The 23421-nt window shown below is 60.9% G+C and carries 18 protein-coding genes; 6 read left to right on the top strand and 12 right to left on the bottom strand.

Going from position 1 to position 23421, the window contains the following annotated elements; genetic code table 11:
• Positions 1-58 precede the first annotated feature (58 nt).
• From HCU66_RS08530 to HCU66_RS08485, 10 genes are all read right to left on the bottom strand, one after another.
• Positions 59-1306 carry a metallophosphoesterase family protein gene (locus tag HCU66_RS08530; protein WP_205888065.1) on the bottom strand — a complete coding sequence of 416 codons (1248 nt, stop codon included), beginning with the start codon at positions 1304-1306 and terminating at the stop codon, positions 59-61.
• A gap of 26 nt (positions 1307-1332) precedes the next feature.
• On the bottom strand, positions 1333-3201 hold the full coding sequence (locus tag HCU66_RS08525; RefSeq protein ID WP_205888064.1) for a c-type cytochrome: 1869 nt from the start codon (positions 3199-3201) through the stop codon (positions 1333-1335).
• Between the two features lie 136 nt (positions 3202-3337).
• The gene (locus HCU66_RS08520; RefSeq protein ID WP_205888063.1) at positions 3338-6790 is read right to left on the bottom strand and encodes a GMC family oxidoreductase N-terminal domain-containing protein; all 3453 of its coding nucleotides are present in this window, start codon (positions 6788-6790) and stop codon (positions 3338-3340) included.
• A gap of 1076 nt (positions 6791-7866) precedes the next feature.
• Positions 7867-8433 (bottom strand): GNAT family N-acetyltransferase, encoded by a 567-nt coding sequence (locus tag HCU66_RS08515; RefSeq protein WP_205888062.1) that lies wholly within the window; start codon positions 8431-8433, stop codon positions 7867-7869.
• A gap of 101 nt (positions 8434-8534) precedes the next feature.
• The gene (gene etfB, locus HCU66_RS08510; protein WP_205888061.1) at positions 8535-9311 is read right to left on the bottom strand and encodes an electron transfer flavoprotein subunit beta; all 777 of its coding nucleotides are present in this window, start codon (positions 9309-9311) and stop codon (positions 8535-8537) included.
• A gap of 15 nt (positions 9312-9326) precedes the next feature.
• Entirely contained in the window at positions 9327-10547 is a 1221-nt protein-coding gene (etfA, locus tag HCU66_RS08505; RefSeq protein ID WP_205888060.1) for an electron transfer flavoprotein subunit alpha, read from the bottom strand.
• Positions 10547-12496, bottom strand: coding sequence for a dimethylglycine demethylation protein DgcB (dgcB, locus tag HCU66_RS08500; RefSeq protein ID WP_205888059.1), 1950 nt, complete (start codon positions 12494-12496; stop codon positions 10547-10549). The genes etfA and dgcB overlap by 1 nt, the downstream gene beginning before the upstream one ends.
• Before the next feature lie 150 nt (positions 12497-12646).
• Positions 12647-14707, bottom strand: coding sequence for a dimethylglycine demethylation protein DgcA (gene dgcA / locus HCU66_RS08495; RefSeq protein ID WP_205888058.1), 2061 nt, complete (start codon positions 14705-14707; stop codon positions 12647-12649).
• Between the two features lie 15 nt (positions 14708-14722).
• Positions 14723-15253 (bottom strand): DUF5943 domain-containing protein, encoded by a 531-nt coding sequence (locus HCU66_RS08490; protein WP_007926354.1) that lies wholly within the window; start codon positions 15251-15253, stop codon positions 14723-14725.
• A gap of 79 nt (positions 15254-15332) precedes the next feature.
• Positions 15333-16310 carry a dipeptidase gene (locus HCU66_RS08485; protein ID WP_007907542.1) on the bottom strand — a complete coding sequence of 326 codons (978 nt, stop codon included), beginning with the start codon at positions 16308-16310 and terminating at the stop codon, positions 15333-15335.
• A gap of 220 nt (positions 16311-16530) precedes the next feature.
• On the opposite strand from HCU66_RS08485, the gene HCU66_RS08480 reads away from it, so the two are divergent.
• Positions 16531-16932, top strand: coding sequence for a lysozyme inhibitor LprI family protein (locus tag HCU66_RS08480; protein ID WP_205888057.1), 402 nt, complete (start codon positions 16531-16533; stop codon positions 16930-16932).
• A gap of 61 nt (positions 16933-16993) precedes the next feature.
• Here HCU66_RS08480 and HCU66_RS08475 read toward each other — a convergent pair whose 3' ends face one another.
• On the bottom strand, positions 16994-17959 hold the full coding sequence (locus HCU66_RS08475; protein ID WP_205888056.1) for a tyrosinase family protein: 966 nt from the start codon (positions 17957-17959) through the stop codon (positions 16994-16996).
• 224 nt (positions 17960-18183) lie between these two features.
• Between HCU66_RS08475 and HCU66_RS08470 the strand changes: the two genes are divergently transcribed.
• Positions 18184-18600 (top strand): DUF3010 family protein, encoded by a 417-nt coding sequence (locus tag HCU66_RS08470; RefSeq protein ID WP_205888055.1) that lies wholly within the window; start codon positions 18184-18186, stop codon positions 18598-18600.
• Positions 18601-18627: 27 nt separating this feature from the next.
• On the opposite strand, the gene HCU66_RS08465 is transcribed toward HCU66_RS08470, so the two are convergent.
• Positions 18628-19575: a GlxA family transcriptional regulator gene (locus tag HCU66_RS08465; protein ID WP_205888054.1), complete on the bottom strand. Its 948-nt coding sequence runs from the start codon at positions 19573-19575 to the stop codon at positions 18628-18630.
• A gap of 207 nt (positions 19576-19782) precedes the next feature.
• Here HCU66_RS08465 and HCU66_RS08460 point away from each other — a divergent pair, with 207 nt between their 5' ends.
• From HCU66_RS08460 to HCU66_RS08445, 4 genes are all read left to right on the top strand, one after another.
• On the top strand, positions 19783-20727 hold the full coding sequence (locus HCU66_RS08460; RefSeq protein WP_205888053.1) for a choline ABC transporter substrate-binding protein: 945 nt from the start codon (positions 19783-19785) through the stop codon (positions 20725-20727).
• Positions 20728-20799: 72 nt separating this feature from the next.
• On the top strand, positions 20800-21687 hold the full coding sequence (cdhC, locus tag HCU66_RS08455) for a 3-dehydrocarnitine:acetyl-CoA trimethylamine transferase CdhC (RefSeq protein WP_205888052.1): 888 nt from the start codon (positions 20800-20802) through the stop codon (positions 21685-21687).
• Between the two features lie 139 nt (positions 21688-21826).
• The gene (locus tag HCU66_RS08450; protein ID WP_205888051.1) at positions 21827-22792 is read left to right on the top strand and encodes an L-carnitine dehydrogenase; all 966 of its coding nucleotides are present in this window, start codon (positions 21827-21829) and stop codon (positions 22790-22792) included.
• A gap of 146 nt (positions 22793-22938) precedes the next feature.
• The gene (locus HCU66_RS08445) at positions 22939-23418 is read left to right on the top strand and encodes a thioesterase family protein (protein WP_205888050.1); all 480 of its coding nucleotides are present in this window, start codon (positions 22939-22941) and stop codon (positions 23416-23418) included.
• The last annotated feature ends 3 nt before the right edge of the window (positions 23419-23421 follow it).

The raw sequence follows: 23421 nt of genomic DNA, 5'->3' as shown, positions 1-23421 counted from the left end.
TCGGCTCTTGGGACGCGGAGCGTCCCGGGCTGCATTCCTTTGCTGCGCGTGGGAACGATCATTGGGCTGAAGACCACCGCTCCGACCCATCCTCGCCAATAAACGTCTCTTCGATGTTCTCCCCCACCAGCCGCACCTTCACATAACCATTCAATACCCGATCCGGGTATGCCTCATCCCGCGCATTTTGCGTTTCCGACCACAGCACCCGCGAATGCCCGTTCAACTCACTGGCATTGCCGTAGGGAATCGCCCCGTGCCCGGCGCAACGCGCATGCAAGCCACCCTGAGCGGCGTAGCAAATGCCGTTGTGCAAATGCCCCCAATACCAGTAATCCGGCTCACGCCCCAAGGCATCACACACCGGCTGATACAACGCCGTCTTGTTGTGCCCGGATATGTCGAAGCCCTGGTGATGACTGAGCACCATGATTTTCTTGCGTCGCGGCAGGCCTTTCATCCAGTCGATCTGCTGCTTGTTCAGCGCACCGTCCATGTACAGATTCATCGGATCGGAGGCATAAGCCGTATCGAGCCCGATCACCAGCCAGTCATCGTTGTACAACGCAAAATAGCTGGTGCCCTGCTGCGCCGGAAAGCGCTTGGCCAGCTCTTTGAAATAGCCATGGGCGCCGCTGTACATCTCGTGGTTGGAGTTGAGGGTGAATGAGCCGTGCTTGCCCATGGGCCAACCGGCCATGTCGACGTCTTCCTGGGAGCGGGTGCCCGCGTAATAGACGTCCCCCAGGTGAATGGTGAAATCGGCCTGGGCCAGTTGCATCTGGTTGGCCACCGCCACTGCCGGCGCATGGCTGTCGAACGGCCCGGTGCCCCAGTCGCCGGCGATGGCCAGGGTCACGTCACTGTCCATGCGCATCAGCGCCGGGTGAGTGGCGAAGGGGGCGTGATGCCGCAGGTTCTCGATCCACTTGAGCAGCGCCTCGCTCCACAGCAGATCCAGCAGCTCCCATTTGCGACAACCCAGCAGGCTGCCATCCTTGAGCACCCGGGTTTGCAGTTCGTCTACCGATTGCGGCAAGGGAGTGGCGTTACCGATATGCAGGATCGACAAGCCATGGGCCAACTCCCACGGCACACTCGGCTGATCGTCAGGCATGTCGCCATGCTTGAGCACGTAATGCGCCTGATCATGCCCCCGCTGCAGCAGCGCGACGATGGCCTGGTACTCCTCCGGTTCAAGCTCGCTGACGAGCTTCTTCCAGGCCATTTCCAGGCGGGTGACCAAGCCATGCAGGCGTAGCTTGACCTTGACGTACTCGTGTTCCCAATGACTGACCAATGACATGTCGCCTTCCTCCATCCGTAGTGGAATCACAGGGTTTTCATGAACTCGATGAGCGCCCGCTTATCGAGTTCCGACAGCTGCGTGCCGTACAGGTGGCCACCGTTGTGGTTGCCCTCCAGACGCGTGTCGTACTTGAAGTCCGCCGAGGCTTTCACTTGTTCGCCGCTGGTGATGAAGCCGACCTTGTCCTTGTCGTAAATGTCGGAGCCGGTGAAGAACACCTGCGGCCGCAGTTCCGGTGGTTGCAGCAAGTCCCACAAGGTCGGCACCGAACCATTGTGCAAGTACGGCGCGCGCAACCAGATGCCGTCGGTGGGCGTGTTGCTGTAGCTCTGGGTCTTGCGGTAGGCGCCAAAGTCGAACGGCGATTTCTTGAAGCCATGGAAAGCCGTCACCAATCCGGTGGTGAACGAGTTCAGCCGATGGGGATCGGTGCCCAGTTCATCAATGCTGGTGGTGACCTGACCGGTGTCGGTGCGGCCGAAGTCATGGCAACCGGCGCAGTTTTTTTCCCAGACCGGCCTGCCTTTGGCAGCCTTGGTCTGATCCAGCGCGAACGGCCAGGCCGGTGCCTTGTGGCCGAGCAACCAATTGGTCACCCGGTTGAAACTGGCCGGCAGCACCGATTCGGGCGTCGCGCCCACGGCCATGGCCGCCGCGTAGTTGCGCTCGTGGATATCGTTGTTGTTGCCGTCCCAGTGCAGGTACAGCGATTCTCGGGGTTTCTGATTCCAGACTTGCGGCAAGTCGACGGTGCCGATGGTCGAGTCATCCGGAAAGCCGAACACCACCATTTTCGTCGGGTTGAAGGTGTCGGTGCGCCCCGGCCCCTGCGGTGCGCGCAGTCGTTGCCAGGCATAGGCCTGCTTCTGCTTGACCAGTGCGCTGGTGGCCATCGGAATGATCACGTAGCGGTTATACAAACGCTCGAAAAACCCGAGCTGGAACTTGCTGTTGATCGCCGTCATCACCGCGTCAGGGGTGAAATTCGGATCGCTGGCGCAGTTGTAGGCGAACCACTGGAAGGCCTGCAGTTGCAGGGTATTGGCGGGCGCGGTGGCCACCGGGATGGCGACGTCGCTGCCATTGGCCCGGTAGGAACCGGTGTGGCACAGGGCGCAGTTGGGCTCCACGGTCGGGTAGCCGATCTGCCGCTTGGCCATACCGATCGGCAGGTCCTTACCGTTCTCGTAGAGGAAACCGAAGACTTCGTAGCCGCCGGGTTTCGGCAGTTTCTCCGGGCACATCTGCGGCAATACGGCGAACAGGTAATAGGGGATCCGCGCTTCGATGCCCAGGCCGATGGCGGCGTATTTGTAGTGGTCTTCATCGGAAGCGTATTGCTCGGCCGGCACCTCACGCAGCATCTGGTACCAGGTTTCGTAGCCGATAAAGCCCAGCGCCAGCACCACGACCAGCGTGGCGACCTTGAAACTGTGCCGCTGCCAGCGTCGCGCCCACGCTGCGCGCCACTCACGCCAACCGTCGCGAAGTAGCGCGAAAGGCCGATTGGCCGGTGAGCTGCCCAGGTACAGCAGAATCCCGAGGATCAGGAACATGCTCAGATCGCCCATCAGCATCGGCACGAACACCTGGGCCTGGTTGCTGGTGTTGATCAAGTAGATCCAGAACGCCACGGCGACCAGCCGCGACAACACGCACAGCCACGAATGCACCACGTATTTGGGCGCGTTGAAGCCTGACGGCATGTAAAAAAGGCTGATCCCCACCAGCAACATGCCGGCGTTCTCCAGCCAAGGATCGGAGAGTTGGGGTGGCATTCCGAGCATCGAGGTCAGCAACGCCGGCGCGAACAGCGCCGGAATCGCGAAGACCATGTTCATCACAATGCCTATCCAGATGAAGCGTTGAAACCAGCGGATGTAACTGTCCATATTTTTCCCCAGATCCAGATCGTTCCCACGCTCCGCGTGGGAATGCCGCCATGGACGCTCCGCGTCCGCTTGTGTGACGCAGAGCGTCACGGGATGCATTCCCACGCGGAGCGTGGGAACGATCACCTACGATCACCTAGCCGAGAGCGGTTTTCTCCAGATGCTCCAGGATGATCGGGTACACATCGATCACCGCATTCTTGCCAAACATGCAGTCGATATGCCCGTAACCCGGCACCACATGCCGGCTGTAGCGCTCCGGCCCATGGACTTTGCACACGCGCTCATAGGTCTTGAGCGTGCTTTCGGGCAAGTAGCACTGGTTGTCTTCGCCGCTGATGAAGCAGATCGGCATGGTCAGCCGGTCGAAGTGCGGCATGTAGACGTCCTGGCCCTTGAAGTCCACCAGATGGCCTTTGCGCAGGATCAGCGCCAGGTGCTCGAAAGTCTGCATGTTCGACTCGCCGAACAGCTCGTGCAGGTTGTCGTGCAGGGTTTCGTTGAGCGTGTCGTGGCGGTACAGCGACGCGTACATGAAGGTGATGCGATGGCACACCGGATTGGTGCAGTAGCCCTGAGCCTCAATGCGGGCGTAGATGTTGAGGGCCTTGTCGTAGAGTTTGTTGAACCAGCTCTCCTTGTTGTCGGCATACGCGGTGAGGGATTTGATGCCGATGGCGTCGAGCATCCCCGGCAGATGCAGACCAGCCTTGAGTCCCGTTGCCGTGGCGACCACCGTGTCCGCGGCAATCTGCGAACAGACCACCGAACGCACGCCCTGCAACCCGGCCAGCAGCGACATGAAGAAGGTCGTCGCGCCGTAACAATGCACCACGCACTGCACGTCAGCGGCGAGGGTTGCCTGCTGGATATGCTCGATGGCGGCCTTGAAGTCGTACTGGGCAATCTGGTCGCCGTTCCATTCGTGTTTGCTGGCCGGCAGCAGGATGCTGACCCGGAAATCCAGCAGCCAGACGTCGTATTCGTGCTTGCACAGGTATTCCAGCAGGTTGGTCTGGATGGTGTCGGTGGAGAAAATATTGGAGCCCACCCCCAGGCCATGAACCAGCATCACCGGCCCTTTGCTGCCGCCCTGATAACGGGTCAGGCGTAGCTGGACGCTGTCTTCGGTCTGGAAGAACTGCACGCTCGGCGTCGGCGCATCCAGCGGCCGCTTCTGCCGGGGCGGCGCATCGGGGTTGAAATAGATGTCGCCGGCGAACACCCCGCCGTAGCTCTCCCACAAGATGCCGGCGAAGAATTTGCCAAACCGCGCCAGCCCATCAATGCGCTCGCGTTCGTTGCGTGCGTTGAGCACCTTCATGGTGGTCATCTGCTTGGCGAAATCGACCGGCTCGATGTGCATCACCCCCGAACCGATCACCTCGCCCGTCTTGTCCGGCCCGCGATACAGCGTCACGTAGAGGGTGCTGGTGTCGTGCCAGACGTTCAGCACGCCGTTGTCTTCGGGCACCGTCTTGAAGGCGCTGAAGTAATAATCGCTGCCGTCCTCGGCGGTCAGTTTCATGTCGTAGTTCATATGCCGCACGCCAACCTGTTCTTGATATTCCTCGAACAGATTGAACACGCCATTGCTGGCGGTCAGCGGTTCCGGCGACAGACCTGGCGCCTCCAGGGTGCCAACCAGCGTCGCGGCGTGTTCCGGCTCCTTGATCATGCGGTTGAGGTCATTGGCGGTAATGGTCAGGGTGAACTCGATCGGCGAGTTATCCGACTTGCCGCGTTTGGCCGCCGCTTCGTAGAGCTTGAGATCGGTGCCCTGGGGCTGGGTGAAGTCTTTGGAGAAATAGCCCTTCATGGTTTCGGTGAACTGCACGCCGAGGGTCGGCGCCGCCACCGGTTTGCGCGGCGCCGAGGGCAGCGTGTAGTCAATGTGCCAACCGCGATCGGCGGCCAGCAGGCCCATGTTGCGCTCGCTCACGGCGGAGATGGTCAGCAGCGGATTGACCGCCAGGGAGGTCGGAATCACCGCGCCGTCAGCCACGTACAACCCGGCATAAACATCGGTGCCGCTGGCGCCGCTGAACACCTGGCCCTTGTGGTTGACCACGCCTTGCGTTGCATCCTCACCCATCACACAACCGCCCAATGGGTGCACGGAAACGATGCTGTGTTTGAGCAGCTCGGTCCAGATCGGGTTCTCGACCCAGATCCCGCCCAAGGCCTTGGTGCTCTGGTGCAGGCGCTCGTTGCCGATCTTGACGTTTTCCTGCTCGCCAACGCCCGGCCAGTCGATGCGCAACTGATCGTTGCTGTCGAGCACCATGCGCCCCTTGCCGTCGTCGTGACTCATGATCAGGTAGGTCTGCATGTTGTGCAGGGCACCGTGATACGGGCCGCGCAGGAAGCTTTCGGATTCGCGCGCCGCGTATTTGAGCTTGCCGGTGAAACTGTCATCGGTGGGCTTGCCGATCAGCCCGGCGAACGCGGCCATGCTCGGCACCATGGGTCGGCCGAGCGCGCCGGGGATCGAGCCTTCTTCGATGACCATGCGGCTGCGCCAGTCGCCTTCGGTGCGCATGTCGATGATCGAGGTGATGCACGGACCGACCGGTTCCATTTCCTTGGCCGGATGGGCGCCGAAACCGATGCCGTTGATCGTTTCATCGCAGTTGTGGCCAAAACCGAGGATGTCGCCGTTGCCGCTCATGTTTTCGCCGAGCTGATTGGAGGTCGACAGGCCTTTGTCCCGAGAGCGCAGGAGGATTTCGGTGGAGCCCAGGGTGCCGGCCGACACCACGACAATGTCAGCCTTGACGAACAGCGTTGGCGCGGAGAACTTCTCGCGGCCGCTGTCCAGGTATTGGAAATGCACGATCCAGCCATCGCCGTCGCGCTCCAGATGCCGCACCTCGGCCTGGCAGAAAATCTCCGCGCCGTGGTTCCAGGCATCCGGCAGGTAATTCATCAGCGTGGTGTTCTTGGCCTTGTTGTTACAGCCCGACACGCAGTCGCCGCAGTGGTTGCATGGCAACTGCTCGACACCGACGTGGTTGAGGTTGTTCGGCAGTTTGTCGAAGGTCACGTTGATCGGCGGCTTGTAGAAGTGCGCGTCTTGCTTGAGGTATTCCGCGGACTTTTTGTTCGCGTCGAGTTTGGGCAGGTTCGGTGCGGTGTTCGGGTACGGATTGGGCTTGAGCATCTCCCGGGCCCGGGCGTATCCATCCTTGAGCAACGTGTCGCGGTGTTCACGCACCGCCAGCGGCCAGCGCGGATCGTCGAACACGCCGGGCTCCGGTTCCAGCGAGACGTTGGCATTGATCAGCGACGTGCCACCCAGCCCACAACCGACCACCACGTTCTGCTGGGCATTGACGTGCAGGTCGAACAGCCCGGTGCGCGAGCCGATATGCCCGTCCGGGTCATGCACTTGCAGCTCTTCAGTGGCCGCCAGCATCGTATTGGGGTATTCGCCGGGCCGGATTTCCCGGCCTCGCTCCAGCAGGCATACCCGCTTGCCGGCCCGGGACAGGCGCGACGCCGCGATCCCGCCGCCGTAGCCGGAGCCGATGACGATCACGTCGTAATGTTCCTTGATGTCGCTGATGGGCGTGGCGATCCGTGTCATGGGTCATTTCCTCTCAGGCAGATAGGGCAACTCTGCGGTTGCCTGCAATCGATAGACGAACGAACGCCTGGTCACCGGGCACGGTCGGGCCTCAATGGCAGCTGCGTTATCGCATGGGGAAAAGGGTCAGGCGCTATAGGCGAGCGCGCTGATTGGCGGCGCGACGGTGAATCCGTTTACGCAGCAAGGTTGCAGGTGTCGGAACACAGGTTATGCAGGCGTTTGGGTGCGAGCGATGTAGCTGGCTATCCATCACGCGTTCTCCCTGAACCAGATGTGGATAAGAGACGACTGTCCTGATGCCGTGAAAGTGAAGACAGGTGACAGATCGAAGTCAAGGAAGTGCCTTAGACCTGTACGAAATCTGATCTATCGCGTTCGGGCCTATATGGGCCGTGGCTTGCAGGGTTTGGCGAACAAGTTATCCACATCTCCACCCACAGCTAATGGGGACNGGGCCGTGGCTTGCAGGGTTTGGCGAACAAGTTATCCACATCTCCACCCACAGCTAATGGGGACAACTGTGGATGACGGGCCAATTTTCCTCATAAAAACTGAAGAAAAACCGTGACTTATCCAGGAACAGGGTTTCAGCCAGGCATTGGCTATTTTTTAATCAAATTCTTGAAAGTCACGGTTTACATGGCGTTCAGGGGATGGCGAACACCTTATCCACAGAAGCACCAACAGACTTTGGGGGCAATTTTGCAGGTTCTGTGGAAAACCGCTGAAAGCCCTGAGAATTCGGGGTTTGCGGAGACTTTGGCGAGGGAAAACGCGCATTTGGACATTATTTGATCAATTCACTGAAAGCCACGCTTTATATGGCTTGCAGCGCAGAGCGAACATCTTATCCACAGAAGCGCCAACAGAGATTGGGGGCAAGTGTCGGCTCGTGAGCGAAGCTATTCTGTGGAAAAAGCCCGAAAAAACCGTGAATTAGGTTGGTTGTTTTTTGTACGGAGGGCTGCAGGGCTTGATTGGCATGGGGTGTAGCGAGGGGCGAACATGTTATCCACAGAAGCGTTAACAGGGATTGTGGGTAACCCAAATATTCGCCCCACTAATGGGAGCCCTTAAGGCCGATGCATGAGATAGGCATCCCCCGTCACCCGAATCATCGGATGAGGAACGACCTGGCAGGTTTTGACGATCCCAAAACCATGGCGCTCATAAAAACGCCGGGCCCCGGTATTCGCGGCATAGTCGATCAGGCTCAGACCTTCGAGTTCCAGTTGATCGGCACGCTGTTGAGCGTGCTCCAGAAAGCGCACGCCCAAGCCCTTGTTGCGCCAACCTTCATGCAGGGCCAGGCTCGAAATATAGAGGGTATCGGGGACTTCCATATCGGCGTAAGGCGCCAGGACCGGATCGGTCATGGGAGCCGCCAACGGATCGTGACGCATCACATAGCTGTGCATCATGCCGATGACCTGTCCGTCAGCCTCTGCGACAAGGCAGTTCTGATAGGAAAAATCGACATCTTCACGGGCGTAACGAGTGGCACCCACCTCCAGCAGATCCTGCCCGGGCTGCGCCAGCTGGCTCCAGATGTAATCCGAAGCTCCCTCTGACGAAATCTGGAACAAACGGGCAATCTCCCGCGCATCCGTGCGCAGAGCCGGACGAATTTCAACTTCCATTGATGTGACTCCACAGAAAATGAGCAACCGTTTTAGCGCACTCAGGTTGAGGCGTGACAACCGGCCAGGCAGACAGTCCCATGACCGGTTGTTGCCGTCGCTCACCCCTGGCGAACCACGCCTTCTTCGATCAGCAACTTGAGGATGGCTTCAGCGCCCACCTGTGCGGTCACGCCCTTGAGCACTTGCCCGCCGCCGCCACTGGCCTTGGCCGTCGCGGCTTTCATGCGGTCTGCACCGCTCTTGGCCTTGATCACTTTCAGGCGTTTGGGTCGTGGCTTGGCCGGTTGCAGCGTGGCCACCGCCAGCAATTCATCGTCGACCACTTCCACTTCATCCGCCTGCAACACCCCGCGTCGCGCCGGACCGTAGGCGCTCTGCCGAGGCTTGGGTGCGGCGTTGTCCACAGTCGCCAGAAACGGCAGGCGCACTTTCAAGCGCCGACGCTGGCCGCGAGGCAAGGCCTGCAGCACCAGCGCCGAACCGCCGTCGATGGATTCGACTTGCGCCAACCCCACCACCAGCGGCCAGCCAAGGCTTTCGGCCAGCAGGAACGGCAACATACCCGAACCTTCGCCGGTTTCCGCCTGGCTGCCGGTCAGTACCACCTGTGCTCCGGCGTCACGCAGATAATCGGTCAATGCCGGCAGTGCATCCGCGCCGACCGGTTGCTCCAGCACATGCAACTGTCCCAGGCCCATGCCCAGATAGGCACGCAGCGCTGGTTCCGCAACGTCGCCGGCATGCAGCACTTGCAGGTTATCCCCAGCCAGTTGCAGACCCAGCTCAACGGCCCGCGCATCCTGCTCGGCGCGGCGTGGCCGGCCGGAGGTCGGGTGGGCGCCGATGGACACCAGGCTGATGATTTTCGTGCTCATAACCCTTTCCTTCCCTTAAGCCGCATCGCGCTTGGCGTCGTTGCGGTAAGCCGCTACCGCATCGATCAAGGCTTGAAGAATCTCGGCGCTTTCGCCGATCACCGACAGGTCGGCCCGTTTGATCATGTCGCAACCCGGATCGAGGTTGATCGCCACCACCTTGTCGCAGGCACCAATGCCTTGCAGGTGCTGGATCGCCCCGGAAATCCCCACCGCCACGTAAACCCGTGCGGTCACCCAGGTGCCGGACGCGCCGACCTGCCGGTCGCGCGCCATGAAACCATCGTCCACCGCCACCCGCGACGCACCTTCGGTCGCGCCCAGCGCTTCGGCCGTCCTGTGGAAAAGTCCCCAGTCCTTGACCCCGTTGCCGCCGGAGAAGATGAATTCGGCTTCGGCCATCGGAATCGCCGCCGGGTCCACCGCCACCGCGCCCAGGTCTTCGATCCGCGACAGGCTGCGGGCGACCGCTGTGGATAACTCCACCGGCAACGCTTCGTGACGGGTTTCGCTGACCGGTTCGGCGCATTCGGCAGCCGCCAGAATCAAGCGGGCCACCGGCCGCGCAAGGTCCTGCAAACCGGCACCGGCGCGGCCGATGCATTCCTGATCCTTGACCTGCCAGACCCGCGTGGCCGGGCGCTCGCCCAATGCGGCGGCAAAACGCCGACCCAGTTCGCCGCCACCGCTGCGGCTGTCCGGCAGCAACCAGTGACGCGGGCTGAACTGGTTATCCACAGCCCGCAGGCCCTGGACCCGTTGCTCCGGTGCATAACCGCTGAATTCGTCGCCTTCCAGCACCAGCAAGCGGTCAACGCCAGCCGTGGCAAAGGCGCTTTCCTTGTGCTCACCGAAGACCACCGCCAAGACCGCGCCGTCCTTGCCGGCCAACTGATGGGCCAGGCCGAGCAAATCGCGATCATGGCTGCTCAAGCGGCCACCGACCATGTCCGGCACCACGCTGATGTAGAACGCCGGTGCAGGGACTTGATGCAGCGGCAATTGCACTTCAACCGCGGCCGAGCGTTTAGTCGCCCCGCCCTGCTGAGCGCCGCTGCGGTCAATGCGCTTGATGCCGTTGGGACCGATAAAACCGATCCCGTGGGGATTCTTGCGAATGACGCCGTTAGGCCCCATCCAGCTGTGTTGCACCGGTTGCATGGCCGCGTGCAGCGGGTGCAGACGGTTGCGGGCGATCCATTCAGCGCGAGGGTCGCGGCGGATAATGTCGCTCATCAATGCACCTCCGCAGGTTCACGTTTGGCCGGTGCCGAAGGCTTTCCCGGCGCGGCGTCTTCGAGCAGCGCATCAGCCACCAGTTCGGCGATGTCCTTGATCAATGGCCGTGGTTCGACCACGCCTTCAAGCATCGCGGTGCACTGTGGACAACCCACGGCCACCAGTTCGGCGCCCGTTTCGCGGATGTCTTCCATGCGCATGTCGGGGATCCGTTGCTTGCCCGGAATGTCGGTGATCGGCGCACCGCCACCGCCACCGCAGCAGCGCGAACGGAAACCGGAACGTTGCATTTCCTTGATCTCGATGCCCAGGGCGCGCAGCACTTCGCGCGGTGCCTCGTATTCGCCGTTGTAGCGGCCGAGGTAGCACGGGTCGTGATAAGTCACGCTGTTGCCTTTGTGCTGGCCGAGGTTCAGGGCGCCTTCGCCAATGATCTCCGCCATGTAGGTGCTGTGGTGCTGCACGAGGTAGTTGCCATCGAAGGCGCCGTACTCGTTTTTCAGCACGTGGAAACTGTGCGGATCGCAGGTGACGATGCGGTTGAAGCGGTATTTGGCCAGGGTCTGGATGTTGCGTTTGGCCAACAGCTGGAAGGTCGCTTCGTCGCCCAGACGCCGGGCCACGTCACCGCTGTCGCGCTCTTCAAGCCCCAGCACCGCGAAGTCGACCTTGGCCGCTTTCAGCACTTTGACGAAGGCGCGCAGGGTGCGCTGGTTGCGCATGTCGAACGCACCGTCGCCAACCCAGAACAGCACGTCAGTGGATTTCTTCTCGCTGAGCAGGTTCAGGTTCAAATCCGCCGCCCAGTTCATCCGCCCGCCCGGGGCGAAGCCGCCCGGGTTGTCGGTGGCGATCAGGTTCTCCAGGACTTCGGCGCCCTTGTTCGGCGTGGCGCCTTTTTCCAGGGTCAGATGGCGGCGCATGTCGACGATGGCGTCGACGTGCTCGATCATCATCGGGCATTCCTCGACGCAGGCACGGCACGTGGTGCAGGACCACAGGGTTTCAGCGTCCACCAGACCGTTGACGATCGGTTGATGTGGATTGCCGCCGTGTTCGCCGATCGGTTTGCCGGGGTACGGGCTACCGGCGAATTTTGCGTCGGTGCCACCGGCCAGGCCGACGACCATGTCCTGAATCAGTTTTTTCGGGTTCAGCGGCTGGCCGGCGGCAAACGCCGGGCACGCGGCTTCGCATTTACCGCACTGCACGCAGGCGTCGAAGCCCAGCAGTTGATTCCAGGTGAAATCCTTGGGTTTTTCCACGCCCAGCGGTGCGTCGGGATCGTTCAGATCCAGCGGCTTCAAACCGGTGGAACGACCGCCGCCGAAGCGCTCGGAGCGACGGTGCCAGGCCAGGTGCAGGGCACCGGCGAAGGCATGTTTCATCGGCCCGCCCCAGGTCATGCCGAAGAACAGTTCCGACACGCCCCACAGCACACCGACGCCGAGAATCGCCGCCAACACCCAACCGCCGAAGTTTTCCGGGAGGATGCCTGCCACCGGCAGGGTCAACAGGAAGAACGACGCCGAGAACGCCAGCAGGCTTTTCGGCAGGCGCATCCACGGGCCTTTGGACAAGCGGGCCGGCGGGTTGCGGCGGCGCAGGAACACAAAGATCGCACCGACGAACATCACCGCCGTCATCAACAGCAGCGCATAACCAAGGATGCGGTTATGCAGGCCGAAACCGTGAACCAGAATCGCCAGCACAATGGACGCCACCGCACCACCGGCCGTGGCGACGTGGGTGTTGGCGATGTATTTGTCCCGCGCAACGACGTGGTGCAAGTCGACCATGTAACGCTTGGGCATGGCGAACAGACCGCCGATCAGGTCGACTTTCGAAGCCCGGCCCTGACGCCACATAGCCACCCGCCGCAACGCGCCCAGGACAGCCAGGCCCAGGGCAGCGAACAACAGAATTGGAAGAAGGGTGTTCAACATGTGGAGCTCCCAAAGACCTCGGGGTCTATGATCGTTCCCACGCTCTGCGTGGGAATGCAGCCCGTGACGCTGCGCGTCACACCAAGAGCGGACGCGCAGCGTCCATTGAGGCATTCCCACGCAGAGCGTGGGAACGATCAGTTCAGTGGCTTAGAAATCCTTGCACAACCGCAACGCGTCGTAGATCGCCGCGTGAACGTTACGCTGGGCCACGCAGTCGCCGATGCGGAACAGCAGGTAGCCGTCGCCGCTCTGTTCCAGGCATGGCTGCGGCTTGATCGCGAACAAGGCTTCGACGTCGATCTGGCCTTTGTTGCGCGAGCCTTCCTTCAGCGCGTAGTAGATTTCTTCGTCCGGACGCACGCCGTTCTCGACGACCACCTGGTCCACCACCCGCTCCTCTTTGGCGCCGGTGTATTCGTTTTCCAGCACCGCCACCAGCTTGTCGCCTTCGCGGTAGACCTTCTCCAGCATCATGTCGCCGGTCATGATCACTTCTTTCGGGTACATGCTGCGGTAGTAAGTCGGGAACGACGTACCGCCGATGGCCACGCCCGGTTTGATGTCGTCGGTGACGATCTCGACCTGGCTGCCCTTGTCGGCGAGGAAGTCGGCCGTCGACATGCCGGTGAACTCGCAAATGGTGTCGTAGACCAGCACGTTCTTGCCCGGCGCGACCTTGCCGTCGAGGATGTCCCAACTGCTGACCACCAGGCCTTCAGCCGCGCCCCAGTGTTCGTTCTGCTCCAGGAACGGATGACCACCCACCGCCAGCACCACCACATCCGGACGCAGGTCCATGATGGTCGGTGCATCCGCCGCGGTGCCCAGGCGCAGGTCGACTTTCAACCGTGCCAGTTCCAGCTGATACCAGCGGGTGATACCGGCGATCTGGTCACGCTGCGGCGCTTTCGACGCCGTGGTGATCTGCCCACCGATGAATTCCTTCTTCTCGAACAGGGTCACGTCGTGGCCACGTTCGGCAGCCACGCGAGCGGCTTCCATCCCCGCCGGGCCGGCACCGACCACCACCACCTTGCGTTTTTTACCGGTGGTCTTTTCGATGATGTGCGGCAAGCCCATGTATTCACGGGAGGTCGCCGCGTTCTGAATGCACAACACATCCAGGCCCTGATACTGACGGTCGATGCAGTAGTTGGCACCGACGCACTGCTTGATCTGGTCGACCTGGCCCATCTTGATCTTGGCGATCAGGTGCGGGTCGGCGATGTGCGCACGGGTCATGCCGACCATGTCGACGTAACCGCCTTCCAGAATACGGGTGGCCTGGTTCGGGTCCTTGATGTTCTGCGCGTGCAGCACGGGAACCTTGACCACTTCCTTGATACCGGCCGCCAGGTGCAGGAACGGCTCCGGTGGATAACTCATGTTCGGAATCACGTTGGCCAGGGTGTTGTGGGTGTCGCAACCCGAACCCACGACGCCGATGAAGTCGAGCATGCCGGTGTCGTCGTAATACTTGGCGATCTGCTTCATGTCCTCGTGGGACAGACCATCGGGGTGAAATTCGTCACCGCAGATACGCATGCCCACGCAGAAATCGTCACCGACCTCGGCGCGCACGGCCTTGAGCACTTCCAGACCGAACTTCATGCGGCCTTCGAAGGTGCCGCCCCATTCGTCGGTACGCTTGTTGACCCGAGGGCTCCAGAACTGGTCGATCATGTGCTGGTGCACGGCCGACAGTTCGACGCCGTCCAGGCCACCGGCCTTGGCGCGACGCGCAGCTTGCGCGTAGTTGCCGATCACCCGCCAGATTTCCTCCGGCTCGATGGTTTTGCAAGTGGCACGGTGCACCGGTTCACGTATGCCGGACGGCGACATCAGCGTCGGCCAGTTGAAGCCATCCCAACGGGAGCGACGGCCCATGTGGGTAATCTGGATCATGATCTTGGCGCCGTGCTTGTGCATGGCGTCGGCCAGATTCTGGAAGTGCGGAATGATGCGGTCGGTGGACAGGTTCACCGAACTCCACCATTCCTGCGGGCTGTCGACGGCGACGACGGACGAACCGCCGCAAATCGCCAGGCCGATCCCGCCCTTGGCTTTCTCTTCGTAATACTTGACATACCGATCGGTGGTCATGCCGCCGTCGGTGGCGTAGACCTCGGCGTGCGCGGTGCTGAGCACGCGGTTGCGGATGGTCAGTTTACCGATCTGGATCGGTTGGAACATTGCTTCGAAAGCCATGGCGGGGTCCTCGACTTACAACGGCTTGACGGTGAACAAACCGTCGTCGTGGCCTTCTTCGGAGCCACCGTAGACTTGTTCGGCGACGGTGCGGATCTTGCTGCCGCGAGCGGCCAGGATCTGGTCCATGGCGCCGGCGAACCAGCCCGTGAACATGTAGTCGACCTTGCGCCCGACCTTGCCGTACACATAGACGAATGCGGAGTGTTCGAGCTTGACGCTGGCGGTGCCTTTGTCGAGGTCGATGTCCTGGATCTTGAACAGGCCCCAGCCGCGTTGCGACAGGCGCTTCATGTAGTGTTCGAACACCGCGACGCCTTCCAGGCCGTGGCATTCGGCTTCTTTTTCACACCAGTGCCAAGCGGACTTGTAGCCGGCCTTGTAGAGGATTTCGGCGTAGGCGTCGGCGCCCAGCACTTCCTCGATGCCCATGTGGTTGTTGACGAAGAAATGGCGCGGCACATACAGCATCGGCAGGGCGTCGGAGGTCCAGACACCGGTTTCGCTGTCGACTTCGATTGGCAATTGCGGGGCGATCTTGGCCATGGAAACTTAACTCCAGAAAATTTGTTGTGTTGCCCCCGGCACGGACGGCCGGGGGAAAGGATTCTTCAGGTGCGGCGGCTTATTCGCCCCAAACGTCCTTGAGGACGTTCACCCAGTTCTCGCCCATGATCTTGCGCACCACGCGCTCGGAATGGCCGCGCTTGAGCAAGGTTTCGGTCAGGTTCGGGAACTCGCCCACGGTGCGGATGCCCAGCGGGTTGATGATCTTGCCGAAGCTGGTCAGACGGCGGGCGTAGCCCTTGTCATGGGTCAGGTATTCGAAGAAGTCCTGGCCATGGCCCTGGGTGAAGTCGGTGCCGATGCCGATGGCGTCTTCGCCGACGATGTTCATGGTGTATTCGATGGCTTCGGCGTAGTCGTCGATGGTCGAATCGATGCCCTTGGCCAGGAACGGCGCGAACATGGTCACGCCGACGAAACCGCCGTGATCGGCGATGAACTTCAGTTCTTCATCGGATTTGTTGCGCGGGTGCACTTTCAGGCCCGACGGCAGGCAATGGGAGTAGCAAACCGGCTTCTTGGATTCGAGGATGACTTCTTCGGAGGTTTTCGAGCCGACGTGGGACAGGTCGCACATGACGCCGACGCGGTTCATCTCGGCCACGATTTCACGGCCGAAACCCGACAGGCCGCCATCGCGCTCGTAGCAACCGGTACCCACCAGGTTCTGGGTGTTGTAGCACATCTGCACGATACCGACGCCCAACTGCTTGAAGACCTCGACATAGCCGATCTGGTCTTCAAAGGCGTGAGCATTCTGGAAGCCGAACAGGATGCCGGTTTTGCCCTGCTCTTTGGCTTTACGGATGTCGGCGGTGGTGCGCACCGGGATCACCAGGTCGCTGTTCTCGCGAATCAGCTTCTGACTGGCGGCGATGTTGTTGACGGTGGCCTGGAAGCCCTCCCACACCGACACGGTGCAGTTGGCCGCGGTCAGACCGCCCTTGCGCATGTCTTCGAACAGCTCACGGTTCCACTTGGCAATAATCAGGCCGTCGATAACGATGCTGTCGGCGTGTAATTCGGCTGGGCTCATCAGGCTGTCCCCTATTAGCGATTCATGCGCCGAATCGTGTGCCGGCGCTTTGGGGCCAGCATATGCCTGAGGGACGGGGCAGCCGGGTGCAAAAACGACAGGGGGTTTGCCGAAAGCGTCAATCAGCGACAAAGGGTCATCGCCGGACGTCATCGCACACCTGTTCAAGGGCTTGTGCATGGGCCAGAATTCGCCGCATTACTGAATTTAGGGTGACGCAATGAAAACGATCTTCCTGGCTTTGGCATTGATAGCGACCGGCGTACAGGCGGCCGAAGAGGCCGACGACAACCCCTGCGACGCCGTCGAAAACGAAATCCAGACCCTGGAATGCTCAACCTACAGCAGAACCACCGCCGAACAGTTGCTGAGCGACAACTACCAAAGCCTGAGCGAACGCATGCAAACGCGCTACGGCAACAACAAGGCACAATTGACCGACATCACCGCCAAAATCAAGACCGCGCAACAGCAGTGGCTGAAGACCCGGGAGGCCGATTGCGCGGTGGAAGCGTTCCCGGCGACGAGCGGCAGCAAGGCATTCACCATTGCGCAGAATGATTGCGTGGCAAGGATGAGTGATGAGCGGTCGGAGTTTTTGGAGTCGATTGGGCAGGAGTGACGGGCGTTGCCGCGCCAGGGGCAGGGGCAGGGGCAGGGGCGCGGATCGGCCATGTTAAGAATCATTGCGCCATGAACGGCGATTTTGGAAAACTTGGCTGAAAAAGCGAGACAGGTTCGTACTGATAGCCAAGCGCAGTGATATCCATGACGGCCCTGACTGTCTGCGGAAACGGCCAGAGCTTATCGTTATAGTTGTGCCCTGGCGGCCCCCCGTTGATCGGAGCGTACCATGGTGCCCATTTGGGGTCGTTTTTTTGCTTTTTCGCCTGCCAGTCCGCCCAAATCTTGTCGATGAAACAGTGGTGCAGAAAGAACACCGGATCACTTGGAGAAATCATCCAATACATGTGACCACCGATCCACAAATGGACACGGTTATGCAATTGCGATCCCGGGGTGGTGACATCGGGATCGGCCACTTGGGTAATCCAGCCCTCCAGACGATTGCGAAAGCCAAGGTTGAACGGGCTGGCACTGTAGGGCGGCATGTCGTAAAACTGCTCCTTCATCGCCATACCGATATCGTTTTGATTCGGAAGTGACGTGACGTGTTTTTCGAATTCCCGCCTCAGGCCCGGCTCCGTATATCCGTACTCAGGATAAGGTTCCAGGTCCCAGTCTCCCTTGGCATAGGCGAAGGGGCCGTCCTGAACCCGTTCATGATCATTCGGATCGCCATCGCCCCCCATCCATTCTTTTGTCCACACCAGCGACTGTTTCGGATTGGTTGCATCAGCGGACCAATCCCAGTACGGCACACTCACGTTGCTATCCACAGTTTGCAAAGCAGCCTCAAACTGCAGCAGAAATGCTCGATGCCATGGCAGAAATGCCGGCCCTTGGTGTGCGCCATTGCGATAGTCGGGATGCTGTGGCTCGTCTGGTTTGACGGTAGGGATCATGACCTTATGGTGTGCGTGGATGTACCCGTCATAAATGCCTCGGCGCTTGAGCTCCAATACACAGTTGATAAAGAGGTCCCTTTCGGCGGCCGTTAGCGAGCGAATGTCTTTCCTGATAATCATTGCGCAACTCCTGTGGCAGATCGCAATTGATGAATATCAAAACCTGGTTGGCTCCCTGATCAATCTATGCAGCCGCCCCAGGCGGCGTCTACTGTCAGAAATAACAGGTCACACGACATTCCCGACAAGCGGTCGACGCTTCGAAAATGGCGGGTGCGGATGACTTCAACTCGTGACTGCGTCAACATCCACCACCCAAACGGTTCTCTCAAAGGTCATGCGCCATGAACATCTGCGGCATCGAAATCAAAGGCAGCGAAGCAATCATCGCCGTGGCCTCCCTCGACGGCCAGGCCCTGAGCCACGTCGAACTGAACACCAGGAAAATCGCCCTCGACGATGACGACGAAGCCGCCAACGTCAAAGTCTTTGCCGCGAAGGTCGCGTCGTTTGTGCGCGAGAATTCCATCGACCGGATCGCGATCAAGAAGCGCAGCAAGAAAGGCGAATTCGCCGGCGGGCCGACCACGTTCAAGATCGAGGGAATTTTCCAGTTGCTGGAAAATTGCGAGGTGACGCTGCTGTCACCGCAGACCATCAATGCGCAGAGCAAGAAGTTCAATTTCGAACTGCCGGCCACGCTGAACAAGTATCAGCATGAGGCTTACAAAGCGGCGTGCTCGGCGCTGATGAAGAAGTAGCGACACAAATCCTGTAGGAGGCCGGTTTCAGGCCTTTTGGCTTTGCCGACGATCCTCCCGCGGGCACCGTTCAAACCTCGCCCGATAACTGCGGGTGAAATACGACGGCGATTCAAACCCGCAGGCGATACTCACTTCCAACACACTCATGTCCGTCTGGCGCAGCAGCTGCCGCGCCTTTTCCAGCCGCAACCGCAGATAGAAATTGCTCGGCGTGTCGTTGAGGTGCAGGCGAAACAGGCGCTCTAGCTGACGCCGGGTCACTTTGATCGATTCCGCCAGCTCCAAAGTGCTGAGCGGCGGTTCGCTGTGCTGTTCCATCTCCCCGATGACATGCACCAGTTTCTTGTTGCTGATGCCATACCGCGTGGCGACTTCCATCCGTTGGTGGTCTTTGCGCGGACGGATGCGGCCGAGCACGAATTGTTCGCTGACCTGAATCGCCAGTTCCGGACCATGGGCCTGGGCGATGAGGTCGAGCATCAGGTCGATGGAGGCGGTGCCGCCGGCGGAGGTGATGCGGCGGCGGTCGATCTCGAACAGTTCCTGGGTGACGCTGAGCTGTGGGTAGGATTCCTTGAAGGCGTCGATGGCTTCCCAGTGCAGGGTCAGGCGATGGCCGTCGAGCAAGCCGGCTTCGGCGAGGATGAAACTGCCGGTGTCGATGGCGCCAAGGGTCACGCCTTCGTTGTCCAGCCGACGTAACCAATGCTCCAGGGCCGGGGTGATGAACTTGAGCGGTTCGAAACCGGCGACCACCAGCAGGGTCGCGCCTTTCTTCAGCGGTTCCAGCGCGGCATCGGCGTTGACCGACATACCGTTACTGGCCAGAACCGCCCCGCCATCAGCGCTCAACACATGCCAGCGATACAGCTCGCCGCGAAAGCGATTGGCGACCCGCAGTGGCTCGATCGCCGAGATGAAACCGATCGCCGAAAAACCCGGCATCAACAAGAAGTAGAAATCCTGGGACATGGAGCGCACTCGATGGCAGGTAGCGAGAGGGCGGGTAGCGTGTGGACGTTGATACGCCACTTGCCAGCGGCATTCAAGTGCGCAGGTCGCCGCAGTGCAAGAGCTGGTCGCCGCAGTGCGTTTTCACAAGGACTTTGCTGCGTAACTTGGCATCACCGGCGCATCAGACACCGGACCCCACAATAACGACCTGCCGAGGAACCCGACATGAAACGACTGATCAGCAGCTGTGTTCTTGCACTCAGCGGTACCGCTTTCTTGAGCGCCAGCGTCATGGCGGCCGAACCCGCGTCGTGCCAGAACGTGCGCATGGGCGTAGTGAACTGGACCGACGTGATCGCCACCAGCGCCATGACCCAAGTCCTGCTCGACGGCCTCGGCTACAGCACCAAACAAACCAGCGCCTCCCAGCAAATCGTCTTCGCCGGCATTCGTGACCAGCGCCTGGACCTGTTCCTGGGCTACTGGAACCCGCTGATGACCCAGACCATCACGCCGTTTGTCGATGCCAAGCAGGTCAAGGTGCTTGAAGCGCCAAGCCTCAAGGACGCCCGCGCCACCCTCGCGGTACCGACTTACCTTGCCGACAAGGGCCTGAAAACCTTCGCCGACATCGCCAGGTTCGAAAAAGAACTGGGCGGCAAAATCTACGGCATCGAACCTGGCTCGGGCGCCAACACCCAGATCAAGGCGATGATCGCCAAGAACCAGTTCGGCCTGGGCAAGTTCCAGCTGGTCGAGTCCAGCGAAGCCGGCATGCTGGCGGCAGTGGATCGCGCGGTGCGCCGCAAGGAAGCCGTGGTGTTCTTCGGCTGGGCGCCGCACCCGATGAACGTCAACGTGCAGATGACCTACCTCACCGGCAGCGACGACGCCCTGGGCCCGAACGAAGGCATGGCCACGGTCTGGACCGTCACCGCGCCGAACTACGCGCAGCAATGCCCGAACATCGGCCGCCTGCTGAGCAACCTGACGTTCACCGCCGAAGACGAGAGCCGGATGATGCAACCGCTGCTCGATCACAAGGACGCCTTCGAGTCGGCCAGACAATGGCTCAAGGATCACCCGCAAGACAAGCAACGCTGGCTTGAAGGCGTGACCACTTTCGATGGCAAACCGGCCGCTGAAAACCTGAAGCTGACCAGCCAATAAATCACTGAAATCACCGCTGCGCGGCCCGCCGTGGCTGCGCGACGGATCACTACGCCTGAAGGAAACCGCCTAATGAACCACGACGTCATCATCACCTGCGCACTCACCGGTGCTGGCGACACGACCGCCAAAAGCCCACACGTGCCGGTCACCCCGAAACAAATCGCCGCCGCCGCCGTGGAGGCCGCCAAGGCGGGCGCCACCGTGGTCCACTGCCACGTTCGCGACCCGCAAACCGGCAAGTTCAGCCGTGACGTGGCGCTGTACCGTGAAGTGATGGAGCGCATCCGCGAGGCGGACGTCGACATCATCGTCAACCTCACCGCCGGCATGGGCGGCGACCTGGAAATCGGCGCGGGCGAAAACCCGATGGAGTTCGGCCCGAACACCGACCTGGTCGGCCCGCTGACCCGTCTGGCCCACGTCGAAGAACTGCTGCCGGAAATCTGCACCCTGGATTGCGGCACCCTGAACTTCGGCGATGGCGACACCATTTACGTGTCCACCCCTGCGCAGCTACGTGCTGGGGCCAAACGCATTCAAGAGCTGGGCGTGAAGGCCGAGCTGGAAATCTTCGACACCGGTCACCTGTGGTTCGCCAAACAGATGATCAAGGAAGGCCTGCTGGATAACCCGTTGTTCCAGCTGTGCCTGGGCATTCCGTGGGGCGCGCCGGCCGACACCACCACCATGAAAGCCATGGTCGACAACCTGCCGGCCAATGCGGTCTGGGCGGCGTTCGGCATCGGACGCATGCAGATGCCGATGGCGGCGCAAGCGGTGCTGCTCGGCGGCAACGTGCGGGTCGGCCTGGAAGACAACCTGTGGCTGGACAAAGGCGTATTGGCGACCAACGGCCAACTGGTCGAACGCGCCTCGGAAATCCTCAGCCGCCTCGGCGCCCGGGTTCTGACCCCGGCTGAAGGCCGGGCAAAAATGGGCCTGACCAAACGCGGCTGACCCATACATCCCCCCCTGTAGGAGCCGGCTTGCCGGCGAAGAGGCCGGCACATCCGCCGCCATGTTCGGTGGTGCTGAAACCGCCTTCGCCGGCAAGCCGGCTCCTACAGGGATCACCGAACTCATTCAGGAAGTCGCCATGAGCTTTATCACTGATATCAAAACCTTCGCAGCGCTGGGCAGCGGTGTCATCGGCAGCGGCTGGGTGTCCCGCGCCCTCGCCCACGGCCTCGATGTGGTGGCCTGGGACCCGGCGCCCGGCGCCGAAGCGGCGCTGCGCAAACGCGTCGCCAATGCCTGGGGAGCACTGGAGAAACAAGGCCTGGCACCCGGCGCATCGCAAAATCGGCTGCGCTTTGTCGCCACCATCGAAGAATGCGTTCGCGACGCGGATTTCATTCAGGAAAGCGCCCCTGAGCGCCTGGAACTGAAACTGGAACTGCACAGCAAAATCAGCGCGGCGGCCAAGCCCAATGCGTTGATCGGTTCCAGCACTTCGGGACTGCTGCCGAGCGAGTTCTACGAGAGTTCTACCCACCCGGAACGCTGCGTGGTCGGGCACCCGTTCAACCCGGTTTACCTGCTGCCATTGGTGGAAGTGGTCGGCGGTAAAAACACCGCACCAGAAGCGGTGCAAGCGGCGATGAAAGTCTACGAATCCCTGGGGATGCGCCCGTTGCATGTACGCAAGGAAGTGCCGGGGTTTATCGCTGACCGCTTGCTCGAAGCGTTGTGGCGCGAGGCGCTGCACCTGGTTAACGACGGCGTGGCGACCACCGGTGAAATCGACGATGCGATTCGTTTTGGCGCAGGCCTGCGCTGGTCGTTCATGGGCACCTTCCTGACGTACACCCTGGCGGGTGGCGATGCGGGCATGCGCCACTTCATGGCGCAGTTCGGGCCGGCGTTGCAGTTGCCGTGGACCTATCTGCCGGCACCGGAGCTGACCGACAAATTGATCGATGATGTGGTGGATGGCACCAGCGATCAGTTGGGCAAGCACAGCATCTCGGCGCTGGAGCGCTATCGTGATGATTGCCTGCTGGCGGTGCTGGAGGCGGTGAAGACCACCAAGGCCAAGCACGGCATGACGTTCAGCGAGTAACCCCTCCACACTGATCGTTCCCACGCTCTGCGTGGGAATGCCTCAATGGACGCTCTGCGTCCGCTCTTGGGACGCGGAGCGTCCCGGGCTGCATTCCCACGCGGGGCGTGGGAACGATCATCCCCCGATCATGCCTGGAGAGAATCATGCCCACCCTCACCACCTACCAAACCAGAATCATCCCCGACTGGGTCGACTACAACGGCCACCTGCGCGATGCCTTCTACCTGCTGATTTTCAGCTACGCCACCGACGCGCTGATGGATCGATTGGGCATGGACAGCAACAACCGCGAAGCCAGCGCAAACTCGCTGTTCACCCTCGAACTGCACCTCAACTACCTGCATGAAGTGAAGCTCGATGCCGAGGTCGAGGTGCACACGCAGATCATCGGCCATGATCGCAAGCGCCTGCACCTCTACCACAGCCTGCATCTGGTGGGCGGTGACAAGGAACTGGCGGGCAATGAACAAATGCTGCTGCACGTCGATCTCGCCGGGCCGCGCTCCGCACCGTTCAGCGACGAAACCTTGAGCAAGCTGCAGGCCATTGTCGCCGAGCAGGCCGACCTGCCCGCACCCGCCTGGATCGGCCGGGTGATCGCGTTACCGCCCGAAAAACAATAAGGA

Source organism: Pseudomonas frederiksbergensis, assembly GCF_017114915.1.
Taxonomy (GTDB): domain Bacteria; phylum Pseudomonadota; class Gammaproteobacteria; order Pseudomonadales; family Pseudomonadaceae; genus Aquipseudomonas; species Aquipseudomonas frederiksbergensis_I.
The sequence above is the reverse complement of the archived record's forward strand: the minus strand, read 5'-3'. Positions and strand labels throughout refer to the sequence as shown.

What these genes read in the sequence shown, in the direction of transcription:
- dgcB (WP_205888059.1), bottom strand. Translation starts at nt 12,496, where the DNA reads ATGTTGAACACCCTTCTTCCAATTCTGTTGTTCGCTGCCCTGGGCCTG.
- HCU66_RS08460 (WP_205888053.1), top strand. Translation starts at nt 19,783, where the DNA reads ATGAAACGACTGATCAGCAGCTGTGTTCTTGCACTCAGCGGTACCGCT.
- HCU66_RS08450 (WP_205888051.1), top strand. Translation starts at nt 21,827, where the DNA reads ATGAGCTTTATCACTGATATCAAAACCTTCGCAGCGCTGGGCAGCGGT.
- HCU66_RS08520 (WP_205888063.1), bottom strand. Translation starts at nt 6,790, where the DNA reads ATGACACGGATCGCCACGCCCATCAGCGACATCAAGGAACATTACGAC.
- cdhC (WP_205888052.1), top strand. Translation starts at nt 20,800, where the DNA reads ATGAACCACGACGTCATCATCACCTGCGCACTCACCGGTGCTGGCGAC.
- HCU66_RS08445 (WP_205888050.1), top strand. Translation starts at nt 22,939, where the DNA reads ATGCCCACCCTCACCACCTACCAAACCAGAATCATCCCCGACTGGGTC.
- HCU66_RS08515 (WP_205888062.1), bottom strand. Translation starts at nt 8,433, where the DNA reads ATGGAAGTTGAAATTCGTCCGGCTCTGCGCACGGATGCGCGGGAGATT.
- dgcA (WP_205888058.1), bottom strand. Translation starts at nt 14,707, where the DNA reads ATGGCTTTCGAAGCAATGTTCCAACCGATCCAGATCGGTAAACTGACC.
- HCU66_RS08485 (WP_007907542.1), bottom strand. Translation starts at nt 16,310, where the DNA reads ATGAGCCCAGCCGAATTACACGCCGACAGCATCGTTATCGACGGCCTG.
- HCU66_RS08525 (WP_205888064.1), bottom strand. Translation starts at nt 3,201, where the DNA reads ATGGACAGTTACATCCGCTGGTTTCAACGCTTCATCTGGATAGGCATT.
- HCU66_RS08470 (WP_205888055.1), top strand. Translation starts at nt 18,184, where the DNA reads ATGAACATCTGCGGCATCGAAATCAAAGGCAGCGAAGCAATCATCGCC.
- HCU66_RS08490 (WP_007926354.1), bottom strand. Translation starts at nt 15,253, where the DNA reads ATGGCCAAGATCGCCCCGCAATTGCCAATCGAAGTCGACAGCGAAACC.
- HCU66_RS08480 (WP_205888057.1), top strand. Translation starts at nt 16,531, where the DNA reads ATGAAAACGATCTTCCTGGCTTTGGCATTGATAGCGACCGGCGTACAG.
- HCU66_RS08465 (WP_205888054.1), bottom strand. Translation starts at nt 19,575, where the DNA reads ATGTCCCAGGATTTCTACTTCTTGTTGATGCCGGGTTTTTCGGCGATC.
- etfB (WP_205888061.1), bottom strand. Translation starts at nt 9,311, where the DNA reads ATGAGCACGAAAATCATCAGCCTGGTGTCCATCGGCGCCCACCCGACC.
- HCU66_RS08475 (WP_205888056.1), bottom strand. Translation starts at nt 17,959, where the DNA reads ATGATTATCAGGAAAGACATTCGCTCGCTAACGGCCGCCGAAAGGGAC.
- etfA (WP_205888060.1), bottom strand. Translation starts at nt 10,547, where the DNA reads ATGAGCGACATTATCCGCCGCGACCCTCGCGCTGAATGGATCGCCCGC.
- HCU66_RS08530 (WP_205888065.1), bottom strand. Translation starts at nt 1,306, where the DNA reads ATGTCATTGGTCAGTCATTGGGAACACGAGTACGTCAAGGTCAAGCTA.